This is a genomic window from Sphingorhabdus sp. EL138, assembly GCF_900258045.1.
In the GTDB taxonomy this organism is placed as follows: Bacteria; Pseudomonadota; Alphaproteobacteria; order Sphingomonadales; family Sphingomonadaceae; genus Parasphingorhabdus.
This window is the reverse complement of record NZ_OGVD01000001.1, coordinates 566,022-578,983: the sequence shown is the minus strand read 5'-3', so window position 1 is coordinate 578,983 and position 12,962 is coordinate 566,022. Positions and strand designations below refer to the sequence as shown.

Genomic DNA, 12,962 nt, shown 5'->3' with positions numbered 1-12,962 from the left:
TAGAATCAAAAAAGCCCCGAGCAATTTCTTGCCCCGGGCTTTTTTAATCCAATCTGATCGACTGGATCAGCTGGAATAGTACATGTCAAATTCGACAGGCGCTGGCGTGGTTTCCAGACGGCTGACTTCTTCCCATTTCAATTCGGCATAAGCGTCGATCTGATCCTTGGTGAACACGTCGCCTTTGAGCAGGAATTCGTGATCCGCCTCCAATGCTTCCAGCGCTTCGCGTAGCGAGCCACAAACGGTTGGCACTTCAGCCAGTTCTGCTGGTGGCAAGTCATAGAGGTTCTTGTCCATCGCGTCGCCAGGGTGGATTTTATTTTCGATACCATCGAGACCAGCCATCAGCAAAGCGGCAGCCGAAAGATATGGATTAGCCAGCGCATCCGGGAAACGGAATTCAACGCGTTTGGCCTTGTCGCCTGCGCCATAAGGGATACGGCAAGAGGCAGAACGGTTGCGGCTGGAATAAGCCAGCAGCACCGGTGCCTCAAAGCCTGGAACCAGACGCTTGTAGCTGTTGGTCGTGGCATTGGTGAAAGCGTTACATGCCTTGGCATGTTTGATCACGCCGCCAATATAGTGGAGGCAGGTTTCGGACAGGCCAGCATATTCATTGCCGGCGAAAAGCGGCTTGCCTTCTTTCCAGATCGACATGTGGGTGTGCATGCCGGAACCGTTATCATCCTTGATCGGCTTGGGCATGAAGGTAGCGGTTTTGCCATAGGCGTGAGCAACCTGCTGCACGACATATTTATAGACTTGCGTCCGGTCAGCGGTTTCGACCAGTGTGCCAAAAGTAATACCCAGCTCATGCTGCGCAGCGGCCACTTCGTGGTGATGCTTGTCCATGGGCAGACCCATTTCCATCATTGTGGCAACCATCTCGCCGCGGATGTCCATGGCGCTGTCGACGGGAGCAACCGGGAAATAGCCGCCCTTGGCGCGTGGGCGATGGCCCATATTGCCAATGTCATAGTCACGGCCGGTGTTGGTCGGCAGCTCGACATCGTCAATTTTATAGCCGCTGCGGTCATAGCCATCTTCAAATTTCACATCATCGAACATGAAAAATTCAGGTTCTGGTCCGACATAGACAGTGTCACCGATGCCGGTGGACTTCAGATAGGCTTCGGCGCGCACCGCGGTGGAGCGTGGGTCGCGGCCATAAAGCGAACCATCACCGGGCTCGACAATATTACAGACCAATACCATCATTGGTGTGGCTGAAAACGGATCCATATATACTGCATCAAGATCAGGGCGCAGGATCATGTCGGACTCGTTAATCGCTTTCCAGCCTTCGATGGATGATCCATCAAACATGAAGCCTTCTTCCAGAACATCTTCGTCTACAACTTCGGCGCACATGGACAGATGTTGCCACTTGCCGCGTGGATCAGTGAAACGCACGTCGACCCACTCGATCTCATGCTCCTTGATCATTTTCATGATGTCTGCAGTAGTATTGCCCATTATTTCGTCCCTTGGTTTGTTTTGAATTTATTGAAAGTTAAATTGCGTCGCTTCGCTCTTTATCGCGCTGCCCTAAATTGCATCGCTGTCGCGTTCGCCGGTGCGGATACGCAGCGCTGATTCGACTGGAATGACGAAGATTTTACCGTCGCCAATGCGGCCGGTTTGGGCGGCGGTGGAAATGGCTTCAACGACTCGTTCAGCGAGATTATCATCAACGACGACCTCGAGCTTCACCTTGGGCAGGAAGTCCACGACATATTCCGCACCGCGATACAGCTCGGTATGGCCCTTCTGGCGGCCAAAACCTTTTGCTTCGGTGACAGTGATGCCGGATACCCCCACCTCATGAAGAGCCTCTTTGACTTCGTCGAGTTTGAAAGGCTTGATGATCGCTTCGATCTTTTTCATTTTATTCGTTCCTGTCCCGTTTACTCAAGTTCTGGCATGCTTATGCAGCACCAAAATCGGGCGCACTTGCCCGCTACAATTCAATTACCATGCCAGTTTGGAATCGTGAAAAGAATCGCCGGTAAACTGCTAAAGCTAAACCGTGACAGTTTCAATGCCGCCCAAAAAACGGGCATTTTTGCCATGCCCTGCCTAAATATTAGGCAGCCCTGAGCCGCATTATCTATCGAGCAATTGGCGCACTGACATCGGCGACATTGGCCTTGGTCCAGTTGGATCGATCAATCACATAATGGCGCAGCGCCTCGACCTGATCAGGCTTTAACTGCGATGAGAAGCTGACCATGCCATGCTGCTTCAATGCGCCGCCAGCGATAATAGAAGCCCATGCCTCGTCACTGGCTAAGGTTCCGGAAATGCGCAGGTCTGGAGTAAAGCCATTGCCGACCGCGCTGTCGCCATGACAGACCAGACAGAAGCGGCCGTATAGCGCTTTGCCCTCGGCAACCTGTTTCGGTGTTCCGGTTGGCTCCGGTGGATCCCAAACGACTTCACCTTTTTCCGGCAATGCAGGCAGAGCGGTCTTACCGCCGAGTTTCATCACAACCAGCCGCGGGATATTTGGCACCATGCGCGATGCGCCGCCCGCGACCCCGGCGACCAATGGGAATGCGCCGCCCTTGCTGGTCAGGAACGCGACATATTGTTCGCCATCTATCATGTAGGTTGAAGGCGCAGCGACAATGCCGGACTGCATGTCCATGCTCAAAAGCTCTTCACCGCTATCCGCCGCAAAGGCCTTGAACAGGCCAACGCTAGTGCCTTGAAATACCAGATTGCCAGCGGTTGTCATGGTGCCGCCATTCCAGGCAGCGGGATAATCAACCGACCAGGCAACTTTTCCCGCTTTAGGGTCAAAGGCAACCAGCTTGCCGGTCGTGGCAGCAATAGCCGCCTTATAGACATCCTTGTCATCGGGCAGCTGGCCAATTGCCCAGCCGATGCCAACGTTAAAGCCGAGTCGTTCACGCTTTTTGTCAAGATCAGAGGTTGGTACTTCGTACCCCTGCGGGATTTGCTGGGCCGGGATATAGACCAGTCCGCTTTTCGGATTGTAGCTCATCGGGTGCCAGTTATGCGCGCCGAGAGCGCCTGGGATGGAAACAAACGGCTCGCCGGTTTTATAGAAACGTGCTTCCGGCCTTTCTATTGGCCGGCCGGTTTCCAGATCATAGCCTTCGGCCCAGTTGATATTGTCGACAAACGGTTCTGCGCTCATCAACCGGCCATTGGTCCGGTCGATGACAAAGAAAAAGCCGTTTTTGGGGGCGTGGAACAGCACCTTGCGCTTTTCCGTCAAGGCCGTGGCTTCGCCATCTTCGGTTTCTTTGGGCCAGTCAATCTCGGCGATAATGATATGCTGCGTAGCGGTATAGTCCCAGGTCTCGGCGGGCGTTTCCTGATAATGCCAGAGATATTTGCCGGTATCGGGGTTTACCGCAACAATGGATGACAGGAACAGGTTATCGCCCTCTCCGCCGGAACGCAGCCCGTGATTCCACGGATTGCCATTGCCAACACCGAAATAAAGCTGGTCGAGTTCTTCATCATAGACGATGCTGTCCCAAACCGTTCCGCCGCCGCCGGATTCTTTCCATTCTCCGTCACCCCAGGTCTTGTTGGCGGCTTTGGCGAAAATCTCGTCGCTCGCCGCCCCATCCGCTTCACCTTCAGGGTTGGGAACCGTGTAAAACCGCCATTTCTGGGAACCGTCCGATACATTATAAGCGGTCAGATAACCGCGCACGCCAAATTCGGCGCCACCATTGCCGATGATCACCATATTTTTTACCACACGCGGCGCGCCGGTAATTGTGTAGGGTTTGCTATTGTCGGTGGTTTGCTTTTCCCACAACCTCGCGCCGGTATTGGCATCCAGCGCAATCAGGCGGCCATCAATCGTGCCGAAGAACAGTTTGCCACGAGAAATGGCTACGCCGCGATTGACGACATCGCAGCAGGCATCCACGGCCTTTTCGCCAGGCACCTCGGGATCATAGGACCAGAGTTCCTCGCCGGTTTTTGCATCATAGGCAAAGACTTTGGACCAGGCTGTGGAGATATATATTTTGCCATCGACAACCACGGGGGTCGCTTCCTGACCGCGTGCATCAGGTAAATCCTTGAACCAGGCGATGCCAAGCTCGCCGACATTGCTGTCATTAATCTGGTCAAGAGGACTGTGCCGCTGTTCTTTGGCGCTAAAGCCGATATTGCTCCATTCTGCGCCGTCAGCTGATACGCTAGCATCATCGCTCGTCTGGCTTTGGCAGGCGGCCAGCAAACAGGTTGCAAAAAAGAGTCCCAGACGGCGCATCATATTTCTCCCGAGCCGGTTTTACCTTCATGGGCAAAACCTGATTTAACTGACTAGCTAAATTTCAACGCTGCGGTCAAGGCTGATGCTTGTTTATGCGTAAGGCGGGCAATCCAGACCGGCGGGGCTTTTGGTGAAAATCTCGCAGCCGGTTTCTGTTATGCCAATGCTATGTTCGAACTGGGCCGACAGGGAGCGGTCGCGGGTGACGGCTGTCCAGCCGTCCTCCAGCATCTTCACGGCATATTTGCCGATATTGATCATCGGCTCAATGGTGAAGAACATGCCGGGACGCAGTTCCGGCCCCGTACCGGGCCGCCCGGCATGGACAACTTCCGGGGCATCATGGAACATTTGACCCAGACCATGGCCGCAAAAATCGCGCACTACACTATATCGATTACCTTCGGCATGGGTCTGGATTGCGTGCGCCACATCGCCCATGCGATTGCCCGGCTTGGCTTGTTCAATGCCCAGTATCAGACATTCATATGTCGTCTGGACCAGTCTGGAAGCTTTCACAGGTGTCTTGCCAATCAGGAACATGCGGCTGGTGTCACCGTGCCAGCCATCGACGATAACAGTCACGTCAATATTGACGATATCGCCTTCCTTGAGTTTCTTGTCGCCCGGAATCCCGTGACACACGACATGGTTGATCGAAGTGCAGCAGCTATGGGTAAAACCGCGATAGCCGAGGGTCGCAGGCACGGCACCTTCGCGGAAAGCATGTTGACGGACCATGTCGTCAAGCGCGCCAGTGGTCACGCCCGGCACAACGTGCGGCACCAGCCCATCGAGAATTTCAGCGGCCAGCCGGCCGGCCTTGCGCATGCCCTCAAAGCCTTCCGGACCGTGCAGCTTGATTGCGCCGGTGCGGCTTTGCGGGGTGGTATCTTCTACAGTCAGATAGTCAGTCATAGGTCACATATATGGATAATTGGCAGGTTTGACCATGAGAATTTTGGCAGAAATTTGGGATGGGGATCAGCGATCATTCCGGTTTTGCGGAACAAAACTGCGTGGCAGGCTGTTACCCTGGTCATCGAAATCATTCCCGGCCTGGGCAGAATCACTCATATGCCGGTAGATATAATCGATCACGATTTCGATTTCATAGAGCGCACCCATCACCAGTAAGCCGCGGCGCGGTCCGTCTGGCGCTTTGACATACAGGCCGGTCAAAGTGCGTTCAGCGCCCGGTGCGGTGTGATCCACATAACCGGTATCAAATCTTTCGGCCCGACGGTAATCAAAAACACCTTTTTGGCGATAATTCCAGTCAGCATTTTTGCCAGCAACGATCCGACCATATTCGATCGTCTGCGTGTCGCTGTCCGCGATCACCCGCCTGATACTGTTTTTGCGGCTGAGCATCAGCCATAACAGACCGAGACCAACCAGCGCAAAAAGACCGGCAACAGGATAGCGCAGGGGCTCGCTCGCAGCATCCATGTTCCAAGTGACAACAAACAACCCGAAAGCGATGAACGCCAGTGCAAAAGCCAAGCCGGCCATGAGCGAGACCATGCCCGGCGGTGCGGCATTTTCGTCTATGATCAGGCGTGGGCCGTCCTGGGAAATGGAGAGGGTTGCGTCATCATCATGCAACGCCGCTTCAAAACCAAATTGTCCCAATTGAATGGTCATAATATTCTCCCGTTGGAGAGGATCTGATGCACCCCATCTCAGTTTAGGTGCCGGACCTTACCAAATTGCAAATGGCCGTTGATGATTTGCCGAACTGCTCTATATCCAAAGGCCATGAACACAGCCCGCATTTACACAGCCGCCCTGATCGTCATTGGTGACGAGATTCTCTCTGGCCGTACGCAGGACAAGAATATCGCGCAAATCGCCAAGTGGCTGAACGTGCAGGGCATCAGGCTGGGCGAAGTGCGGGTGATTGCCGACGATATGGACGCCATTGCCGAAGCGGTGAACATCTTGCGGGCGCGCAACGATTATCTGTTCACCACTGGCGGCATTGGTCCGACCCATGATGATATCACGGTGGACGCCATCTCCAAGGCGTTGGGGGTCGATGTGATTATCCATCCGACCGCACGGGCGATATTGGAACGCTATTATGCTGACAAAGGCGGGATTAATGAAGGCCGCTTGCGCATGGCGCGCGTGCCCGATGGCGCAGAACTGATCGAAAATCGCATGTCCGGTGCGCCCGGAATAAAGATCGACAATCTGTATCTGATGGCTGGTGTCCCGCATATTACAGCCGGTATGCTGGATGCTTTGACCGGTACATTGGAAGGCGGCGCGCCGCTGCTGTCCGCAACACTAGGGGCGTGGGCGCCGGAAAGCGAAATTGCCGATGTTCTGACCGCCGCCGAAAATGCGCATGAAGGCTGCCAGATCGGCAGTTATCCGTTTTTCCGCAATGGTACGGTGGGCGCGAATTTCGTGGTCCGCTCCACTGATGCAGAGGAGCTGGCGACCTGTACGGCAGCGCTGAAATCCGGACTGGAAGAGGCTGGTTATGAGGTAACCGACGGCGGTATCTAGGCTTATTCGCGCATTGCTTTTAACGCAGCACCTGCAGCAAAAGGCGTAATCGCGACCAGCAGCAGTGATACGGCGCTCAGGAATAACAAAGCGCTACCGCTTTGATCGGCCAGGCTACCGGCTCCAAAGATCAGCAACGGAATGGCCAGCGGCACCAGCAGCAATCCACCCAAAGCACCGGCACCTTTCAGGCCCGCCGTCAGGGCTGCGATCATTACTGCGAGGCCCGCGAGAGCAGGAGTGGCAATCGCCAAGCTGGCGAGCAGGGTGATCAGCGGCGGGCCTTCCAAGCCCATTAGACCACTGGCGAGCAAGGCTGCGAACAGCAATGGCGGCCCAAAAGCCAGCCAATGGGAGATCAGCCGGGCAAAGGCGATGAACTCGTCGGTAATGCCGCGCACGAGCAATTGGTCATGGAAGCCATTGTCCAGATCCGGCTGCACCAGCCTGTCGAGCGGCAGGAGGGTCGCAAGCAATGCCGCGATCCACAATATGCCGCCACCGGTCTGCAGCAGCAGGTCGCGGTCCGGCCCCACAGCAAAGGGAAACAGGGTCGCCGCCGAGAGATAGAAAATCACCGGCAGCCAGGTCCCGCCGCTGGCATAGCTTTGCCGGACATCACGCCAGATCATCGTTCTGAGCGCGCCGATCATAGCGGCGTCTCCATCTCTTCCAGCGCTGCTAGTTCAAGTTGGAGGTCAAAGGAAATCGGCAGCGCGATATGACTTGCCGCAAGGATAATGCCGCCGCGCTCCAGATGGGCTTGCAGGCTTTTTCCAAGCAGTTCCACCGATGCGGTATCAAGACCATTGGCCGGTTCGTCCAGCAACCACAGGTTCGCAGCGGTCAGAAATGTCCGGGCAAGCCGTGCGCGTTGGCGCTGGCCGGTCGAGAAGTAGCGGATCGGCACCTCGGCGAGATGGCCCATGCCAGCTTTTTTCATCACGGCCGTACAATCATCCTCTGCTCTACCATCCAGCCTGGCCCAAAACCGGAGCGCATCCTGCAGCGGCAGATTTTCATCCAGCGCCATCCGGTCATCACATATGGCAACCGATGCCGGAACATGGATCATGCCCGAAAATGGCTCCAGCAATCCGGCAATAAGTCGCAGCAGGCTCGATTTACCGACGCCATTGGGTCCGGTCACCAGCCCGGCTTGTCCCGGTTCCAGCGTAAAATTCAGATCGCGAAACAGCAATTTGTCACCGCGCACGCACGAAAGAGCTTCGGCGCGCAGATTATCGCCGCCGTCTATCCGCATTTTGGTTGACGCCCCTCGGTTCATGGGGAAGACTTAAGCCACGAAATGGCGGTAAAGCCAAGCAAGGAGTATCGAAATATGGTGGCCCAACTAAATGATGCTGAACGGCAGGCCGCTCTGGCGGCGCTGCCTGACTGGGAATATGACAGCAAACGTGATGCGATCAGCCGGAAGTTCAAATTTGCCGATTTCACCGAAGCTTATGCCTTTATGACGCGCGTGGCGATCCATGCCGAGAAAGCGGATCACCATCCCGAATGGTTCAATGTCTATAATAACGTCGACATTACGCTGACCACCCATGATGCAGGTGAAAATGGCGGATTGTCTCAGCGCGATATTGATCTGGCGAAAACCATTGAGGATATTCTCTAGCTTTTATCGTCTACCCCAGCGAGAACATTGCCCAGATCGGCGAGCTCGACGGATTGTTTGCGCAGCCGGCCTGGCATCCAGCGTGCAGCGAAGGCCAGCTGCTTGGCCATTTTATTGACCGGCGTATGGACCTTTTTGCCATGGACGGCTTCCCAAGCTGCCGGGCCGATAATTGATACCGGACTGACAAGCACACCGCTTTCTTCCAGCCGCTCCTTGCCCGTCTGATTGGTGCCTTCCACCACATCCGAGATGATATTGGTGTCAACAAAGCCGGGCATCAACGAACGGGACTTGATGCCATATTTGTTAAATTCCAGATCGTGCGATTCCGCAAGGCCGCGTACGGCAAATTTGGTTGCACTATAGACACTGAGGTCGGCCACACCGTAGATACCGGCAGCCGAAGCCGTATAGAGCACACAGCTGTCGGGCGTGTTCTTAAGCATTTCAAAACAGGCTCGTGTGCCGCTGATGCAACCGGTAAAATTGATCGCGACCATCAGGTCGATATCCTCGTCGGTCATCTCCTGAATCGGGCCGCCTTCTCCGATGCCGGCATTGTTGAACAGCACATTCATCGTTCCGGCGGTAATTTCGCCGAAGTCGGCGACGGCAGATTTCCAGTTGGCGCGATCTGTTACATCCAGCCTGTGGATCGAACTTTGCCCTTCGGGCAGCAGCGATGCGGTTTCAGTCATCCCGGCATCATTGATATCGGCAATACCGATATACCATCCCTTGCCCGCGAAATAGCGAGCGACTTCGCGGCCCAGTCCTGACGCGCCGCCGGTGATGAAGATTGATTTCTGTCCGCTCTGATATGCCATTTTTGTTCTCGCCCTCTCATCTTTGTCTTATTGACATTAATGTTTGTTCGAGCGGTTTTTGGCGATCAGGTCAAGAGCGATTGGACATATTGAGTAAAGCTGGCCAATAGTGACTATAATGATTTCAACCTTTTCTGCCTCCGGTCCGGCGATCAGCCTCAAAAATGTCAGGCGTAGTTATGGTACGGTTACGGCCGTGGACGATATTTCGCTGGAGATCGCGGCGGGCAGTTTTGTTGCGCTGGTCGGGTTATCCGGATCGGGCAAGTCCACTTTGTTGAAAATGATCAACCGGCTGGTCGACCCCACCGCGGGTGAGGTTTTGATCGCGGATGACAATGTGAAGGCAATTGATCCCCATATTTTGCGCCGCCGGATTGGTTATGTGTTCCAGAATATTGGTCTTTTCCCGCATATGACGATTTCGCGCAATATCGCGATTGGGCTCGAGCTGGCAGGTGAGAAGGATGGAAGAGCAGAACGTGTCACCGAATTGCTTGAATTAGTCGAACTCCCTCAGGAAATGGCTGGCCGGATGCCGCATCAGCTAAGTGGCGGGCAACAGCAAAGGGTGGGCGTGGCCCGGGCGCTGGCAACGCGGCCGGGCTTGATGCTTATGGATGAACCCTTTGGCGCGCTGGATCCGGTCACGCGGGACAGCCTGGCTGGTCAATATAAAGCGCTACATGAGAAGCTGGGCCTGACAACGATAATCGTCACCCATGACATGGCCGAGGCGCTTTATCTTGCCGACCGGATACTGGTTATGGAGGCGGGTCAGATCAAGGCAGATGCGACGCCAGCGGAACTGTTGTCGGGCAGTGTCGGCGATGAAGCCGAAGCCTTGGTCGCCATTCCCCGTGCGCAGGCGGCGCATCTCATCGCGCTGGGCAATACGGACGGAGCGAAAAAGACATGACGGAGGCATGGCAACAGGCCTTTGTACGGGTTCCGGAATTGCTGGCGGCCCATGTGCAGCTCAGTTTCTCCGCTTTGCTGCTTGCCATGGCCTTGTGTTTACCCTTGGCCATATGGGCGGCGCGGGCGCCGAAAGTGGCTGCGGTCATTCTGGGTTTTGCCAGTCTGGTCCAGACGATTCCGGCATTGGCCTTGCTCGCGCTATTCTATCCCATTCTGCTGGGGCTGTCGGCTTTAGTCGGCGGAGAGATATCCGCGCTTGGCTTTTTGCCGGCCTTGCTTGCGCTTACGCTTTATGCGCTGCTGCCAATTTTGCGCAACGCGGTCACTGGACTGACTGGCGTGGCACCGGCCGCAAAACAGGCGGCGGACGGGCTCGGTATGACAGCGGCACAAAAGCTGCGTCTGGTGGAAGCACCGCTCGCAGCGCCGACCATCATGGCCGGTATCCGCACTGCCGCCGTCTGGACTATCGGAGCCGCGACATTGTCCACAACCGTGGGGCAGGCCAGTCTCGGTGATCTGATCTTTGCCGGCCTGCAGACTCAAAACTGGACATTGGTGCTTACCGGTTGTTTCGCCTCTGCAGGACTGGCGATTATCGTCGATACGCTGCTTGGCCTGATCGAGCGCGGTATCCGGGATCGCCAGAAGCTTATGGTGTGGGGCAGCGGGGCGGTTATCGGTATTGGCCTGGCCATTGCGTTGTTACCAATGCTGGCCGCGCGTGACGATGTCGTGGTGATCGGCGCGAAAGGTTTCTCCGAACAGTTCATATTGGCGCGGCTGATCGGTTCGCGGTTGGAGGAATCAGGCTATGAAGTCCGTTATCAGGACGGTCTCGGTTCGGCCGTGGTGTTTCAGGCGGTGGCGTCGGGAGATATCGATATTTATGTCGATTATTCCGGTACGATCTGGACCAACCAGATGAAACGGTCAGATACGGTGCCTGCCGATGACATGGTGAATGAAATTGCGCAATGGAGTGCGTCTGAGCATGGCGTGACCATGCTGGGTGCTCTGGGGTTTGAAAATACATATGCCTTTGCGGTACGTCCTGAAGATGCGGCAAGCAGACGGCTCACGACACTTGATGACCTTGCCCGCATTTCTTCCGACTTTGCATTTGGCACCGATCTTGAATTTCTCGAACGCCCGGAATGGGAGATGGTCAAGGCCGCCTATCCAATCCGGTTTAAAGAATCGCGCTCGTTTAATCCGACCTTCATGTATCCCGCTTTATCGAGCGGGGAAGTGGATGTGATCTCGGCCTTTTCTTCGGACGGCCGCATAGCGGCCAATGGATTTGTCGTGCTCGAAGACACGAAAGGTGCGGTGCCGTCCTATGAGGCGATGATACTGGTTTCTGAAGACCGCAGCGGTGATGAAAGGCTCATCAACGCGATCAAGCCGCTGGTCGGCGCGATCACTGTGGAAAATATGCGAGAGGCCAATTATAAGGTCGATCGTGAAGCCGACAAGCGCTCCCCCGGACAGGCGGCGCGCTGGCTGGATGAGCAGACCAGGAACGGGAAAGATCAGTAAGTGACAAGACAGTTTTTTGTAAGGTTCCGGCTGCGTCTTCTGGCCATTCTGATCCCGTTCTTCATGACCGCAATGCCTGCACAGGCACAAGTGGCAGTGACCTTTTACTCCCATGATTTTGGCAAAAATTTTCCGCACGCCTTTTTTGTGATGAAAGGCAAGCTGCAGAACGGCGAGACCGTGGATACCAGCTTTGGCTTCACCGCGGTCAATATCTCGCCCGGAATTTTATGGGGATCGGTCAAGGGCAAGGTAGAGACGCCCAAGCCCAAATATATCACCAACAGCAATCCGCATTTCACGGTGACCGTTGGCGATAACAAATATCGTGAGTTGATGGCGCTGGTTAAAAAATGGCGCGACAAGCCTCAGAAAAGCTACAGCCTCAACAAGCGCAATTGCGTCCATTTTGCCAGCGAGGCGATTGCGATATTGGGTTATCAGTTCAATGCGAAAACCAAATTCTGGAAAAAACCGCGATCCTTCATGGAAGAAGTGATGGCGCTGAACCCCATGCTGAAGAAATAGCGTCCGGCTGTTCGAAAGCTACATCACCATTGTGTTGTAATGATGCCAGATGAAAATGGCGACCGACCCGCGATGCGGCGACCAGGGCAGCGCAATCTCTCGCAAGTCCTGTTCTGATGGCCGCGTGTCATGGCCCAATATGTCGCCAACTCCGGCCTGAATGGCGAGATCGCCAGCGGGCCAGATATCGGGACGGCCCAATGCAAAGAGCAGATAGATTTCCGCCGACCAGCGACCAATGCCTTTGACTTGGGTGAGCCGCGCAATGGCCTCCTCATCGTCATCCGGCAAGTTGTTGAGGTCCAATCCGCCGGACAAAATCAACTCCGCCAGACTGCGCGCATAGCCCTGTTTCTGACGCGACAGGCCGCAAGCGCGTAATTCATCAAAGTCGGTTGCGATCAGCGCTTCTGCCGGACAGCCTGCGCCCAATTTTGCTTCCAGCTTGTTCCAGACAGAGGCCGCGGAAGCCACGCTGACCTGTTGACCAACAATGGTCCTGAGCAATGTCTGGTAACCTTTCGGGTTGATGCGTGGTTCGGGATAACCGGCTGCTTCGATGGCCTTGCCGAGGACCGGCTCGACTTTGCTGACCGCATCAAGGCTGGTCTTTATCGTCTCTTTTGATAGGCCCATTGCGGCTCTGCCTCAGCTTGCAGGCCGTTTGGCCTCTTGATTCTTTTTGATCGAGCGGACATAGCGTGCCGGATTT

Annotated in this window: 14 protein-coding genes; 5 read left to right on the top strand and 9 right to left on the bottom strand. The window is 55.2% G+C overall.

All coding sequences use genetic code 11. From position 1 onward, the window contains the following. Positions 1-66: 66 nt before the first annotated feature. From glnA to DK507_RS02800, 5 genes are all read right to left on the bottom strand, one after another. A complete protein-coding gene (gene glnA, locus DK507_RS02820) occupies positions 67-1,479 on the bottom strand; it encodes a type I glutamate--ammonia ligase (protein ID WP_109354633.1) in 1,413 nt (470 codons plus the stop codon). 72 nt (positions 1,480-1,551) lie between these two features. After that, a complete protein-coding gene (locus DK507_RS02815; protein WP_108811770.1) occupies positions 1,552-1,890 on the bottom strand; it encodes a P-II family nitrogen regulator in 339 nt (112 codons plus the stop codon). A gap of 223 nt (positions 1,891-2,113) precedes the next feature. Then, positions 2,114-4,270, bottom strand: a complete 2,157-nt coding sequence (locus DK507_RS02810; RefSeq protein WP_109354632.1) for a PQQ-dependent dehydrogenase, methanol/ethanol family — start codon at positions 4,268-4,270, stop codon at positions 2,114-2,116. A 90-nt stretch (positions 4,271-4,360) separates the two neighbouring features. Then, on the bottom strand, positions 4,361-5,188 hold the full coding sequence (map, locus tag DK507_RS02805; protein WP_109354631.1) for a type I methionyl aminopeptidase: 828 nt from the start codon (positions 5,186-5,188) through the stop codon (positions 4,361-4,363). A 66-nt stretch (positions 5,189-5,254) separates the two neighbouring features. After that, positions 5,255-5,917 (bottom strand): hypothetical protein, encoded by a 663-nt coding sequence (locus DK507_RS02800; protein WP_109354629.1) that lies wholly within the window; start codon positions 5,915-5,917, stop codon positions 5,255-5,257. A 114-nt stretch (positions 5,918-6,031) separates the two neighbouring features. On the opposite strand from DK507_RS02800, the gene DK507_RS02795 reads away from it, so the two are divergent. Beyond that, positions 6,032-6,790, top strand: coding sequence for a molybdopterin-binding protein (locus DK507_RS02795; RefSeq protein ID WP_109354856.1), 759 nt, complete (start codon positions 6,032-6,034; stop codon positions 6,788-6,790). A gap of 2 nt (positions 6,791-6,792) precedes the next feature. On the opposite strand, the gene DK507_RS02790 is transcribed toward DK507_RS02795, so the two are convergent. After that, positions 6,793-7,443: a heme exporter protein CcmB gene (locus tag DK507_RS02790; RefSeq protein WP_254054231.1), complete on the bottom strand. Its 651-nt coding sequence runs from the start codon at positions 7,441-7,443 to the stop codon at positions 6,793-6,795. After that, the gene (gene ccmA, locus DK507_RS02785; protein ID WP_109354628.1) at positions 7,440-8,054 is read right to left on the bottom strand and encodes a heme ABC exporter ATP-binding protein CcmA; all 615 of its coding nucleotides are present in this window, start codon (positions 8,052-8,054) and stop codon (positions 7,440-7,442) included. The genes DK507_RS02790 and ccmA overlap by 4 nt, the downstream gene beginning before the upstream one ends. A 45-nt stretch (positions 8,055-8,099) precedes the next feature. Between ccmA and DK507_RS02780 the strand changes: the two genes are divergently transcribed. Beyond that, positions 8,100-8,429, top strand: coding sequence for a 4a-hydroxytetrahydrobiopterin dehydratase (locus tag DK507_RS02780; protein ID WP_301950662.1), 330 nt, complete (start codon positions 8,100-8,102; stop codon positions 8,427-8,429). Here the strand turns inward: DK507_RS02780 and DK507_RS02775 are convergent. After that, on the bottom strand, positions 8,426-9,259 hold the full coding sequence (locus DK507_RS02775; protein ID WP_109354625.1) for an SDR family oxidoreductase: 834 nt from the start codon (positions 9,257-9,259) through the stop codon (positions 8,426-8,428). The genes DK507_RS02780 and DK507_RS02775 overlap by 4 nt on opposite strands. A 118-nt stretch (positions 9,260-9,377) precedes the next feature. Between DK507_RS02775 and DK507_RS02770 the strand changes: the two genes are divergently transcribed. From DK507_RS02770 to DK507_RS02760, 3 genes are read left to right on the top strand one after another with little or no spacing between them, the layout of a single operon-like run. After that, a complete protein-coding gene (locus DK507_RS02770; RefSeq protein WP_109354624.1) occupies positions 9,378-10,178 on the top strand; it encodes an ATP-binding cassette domain-containing protein in 801 nt (266 codons plus the stop codon). After that, the gene (locus DK507_RS02765; RefSeq protein ID WP_109354622.1) at positions 10,175-11,722 is read left to right on the top strand and encodes an ABC transporter permease/substrate-binding protein; all 1,548 of its coding nucleotides are present in this window, start codon (positions 10,175-10,177) and stop codon (positions 11,720-11,722) included. Before DK507_RS02770 ends, DK507_RS02765 begins: the two co-directional genes overlap by 4 nt. Beyond that, the gene (locus DK507_RS02760; RefSeq protein WP_254054230.1) at positions 11,723-12,250 is read left to right on the top strand and encodes a hypothetical protein; all 528 of its coding nucleotides are present in this window, start codon (positions 11,723-11,725) and stop codon (positions 12,248-12,250) included. 18 nt (positions 12,251-12,268) lie between these two features. On the opposite strand, the gene DK507_RS02755 is transcribed toward DK507_RS02760, so the two are convergent. Further along, positions 12,269-12,886, bottom strand: a complete 618-nt coding sequence (locus DK507_RS02755; protein ID WP_109354621.1) for a DNA-3-methyladenine glycosylase — start codon at positions 12,884-12,886, stop codon at positions 12,269-12,271. Positions 12,887-12,962: the final 76 nt, after the last annotated feature.

Excerpts from the sequence above, each read along its gene's own strand:
- glnA (WP_109354633.1), bottom strand. The coding sequence starts at position 1,479 with ATGGGCAATACTACTGCAGACATCATGAAAATGATCAAGGAGCATGAG.
- DK507_RS02815 (WP_108811770.1), bottom strand. The coding sequence starts at position 1,890 with ATGAAAAAGATCGAAGCGATCATCAAGCCTTTCAAACTCGACGAAGTC.
- DK507_RS02810 (WP_109354632.1), bottom strand. The coding sequence starts at position 4,270 with ATGATGCGCCGTCTGGGACTCTTTTTTGCAACCTGTTTGCTGGCCGCC.
- map (WP_109354631.1), bottom strand. The coding sequence starts at position 5,188 with ATGACTGACTATCTGACTGTAGAAGATACCACCCCGCAAAGCCGCACC.
- DK507_RS02800 (WP_109354629.1), bottom strand. The coding sequence starts at position 5,917 with ATGACCATTCAATTGGGACAATTTGGTTTTGAAGCGGCGTTGCATGAT.
- DK507_RS02795 (WP_109354856.1), top strand. The coding sequence starts at position 6,032 with ATGAACACAGCCCGCATTTACACAGCCGCCCTGATCGTCATTGGTGAC.
- DK507_RS02790 (WP_254054231.1), bottom strand. The coding sequence starts at position 7,443 with ATGATCGGCGCGCTCAGAACGATGATCTGGCGTGATGTCCGGCAAAGC.
- ccmA (WP_109354628.1), bottom strand. The coding sequence starts at position 8,054 with ATGCGGATAGACGGCGGCGATAATCTGCGCGCCGAAGCTCTTTCGTGC.
- DK507_RS02780 (WP_301950662.1), top strand. The coding sequence starts at position 8,100 with ATGGCGGTAAAGCCAAGCAAGGAGTATCGAAATATGGTGGCCCAACTA.
- DK507_RS02775 (WP_109354625.1), bottom strand. The coding sequence starts at position 9,259 with ATGGCATATCAGAGCGGACAGAAATCAATCTTCATCACCGGCGGCGCG.
- DK507_RS02770 (WP_109354624.1), top strand. The coding sequence starts at position 9,378 with ATGATTTCAACCTTTTCTGCCTCCGGTCCGGCGATCAGCCTCAAAAAT.
- DK507_RS02765 (WP_109354622.1), top strand. The coding sequence starts at position 10,175 with ATGACGGAGGCATGGCAACAGGCCTTTGTACGGGTTCCGGAATTGCTG.
- DK507_RS02755 (WP_109354621.1), bottom strand. The coding sequence starts at position 12,886 with ATGGGCCTATCAAAAGAGACGATAAAGACCAGCCTTGATGCGGTCAGC.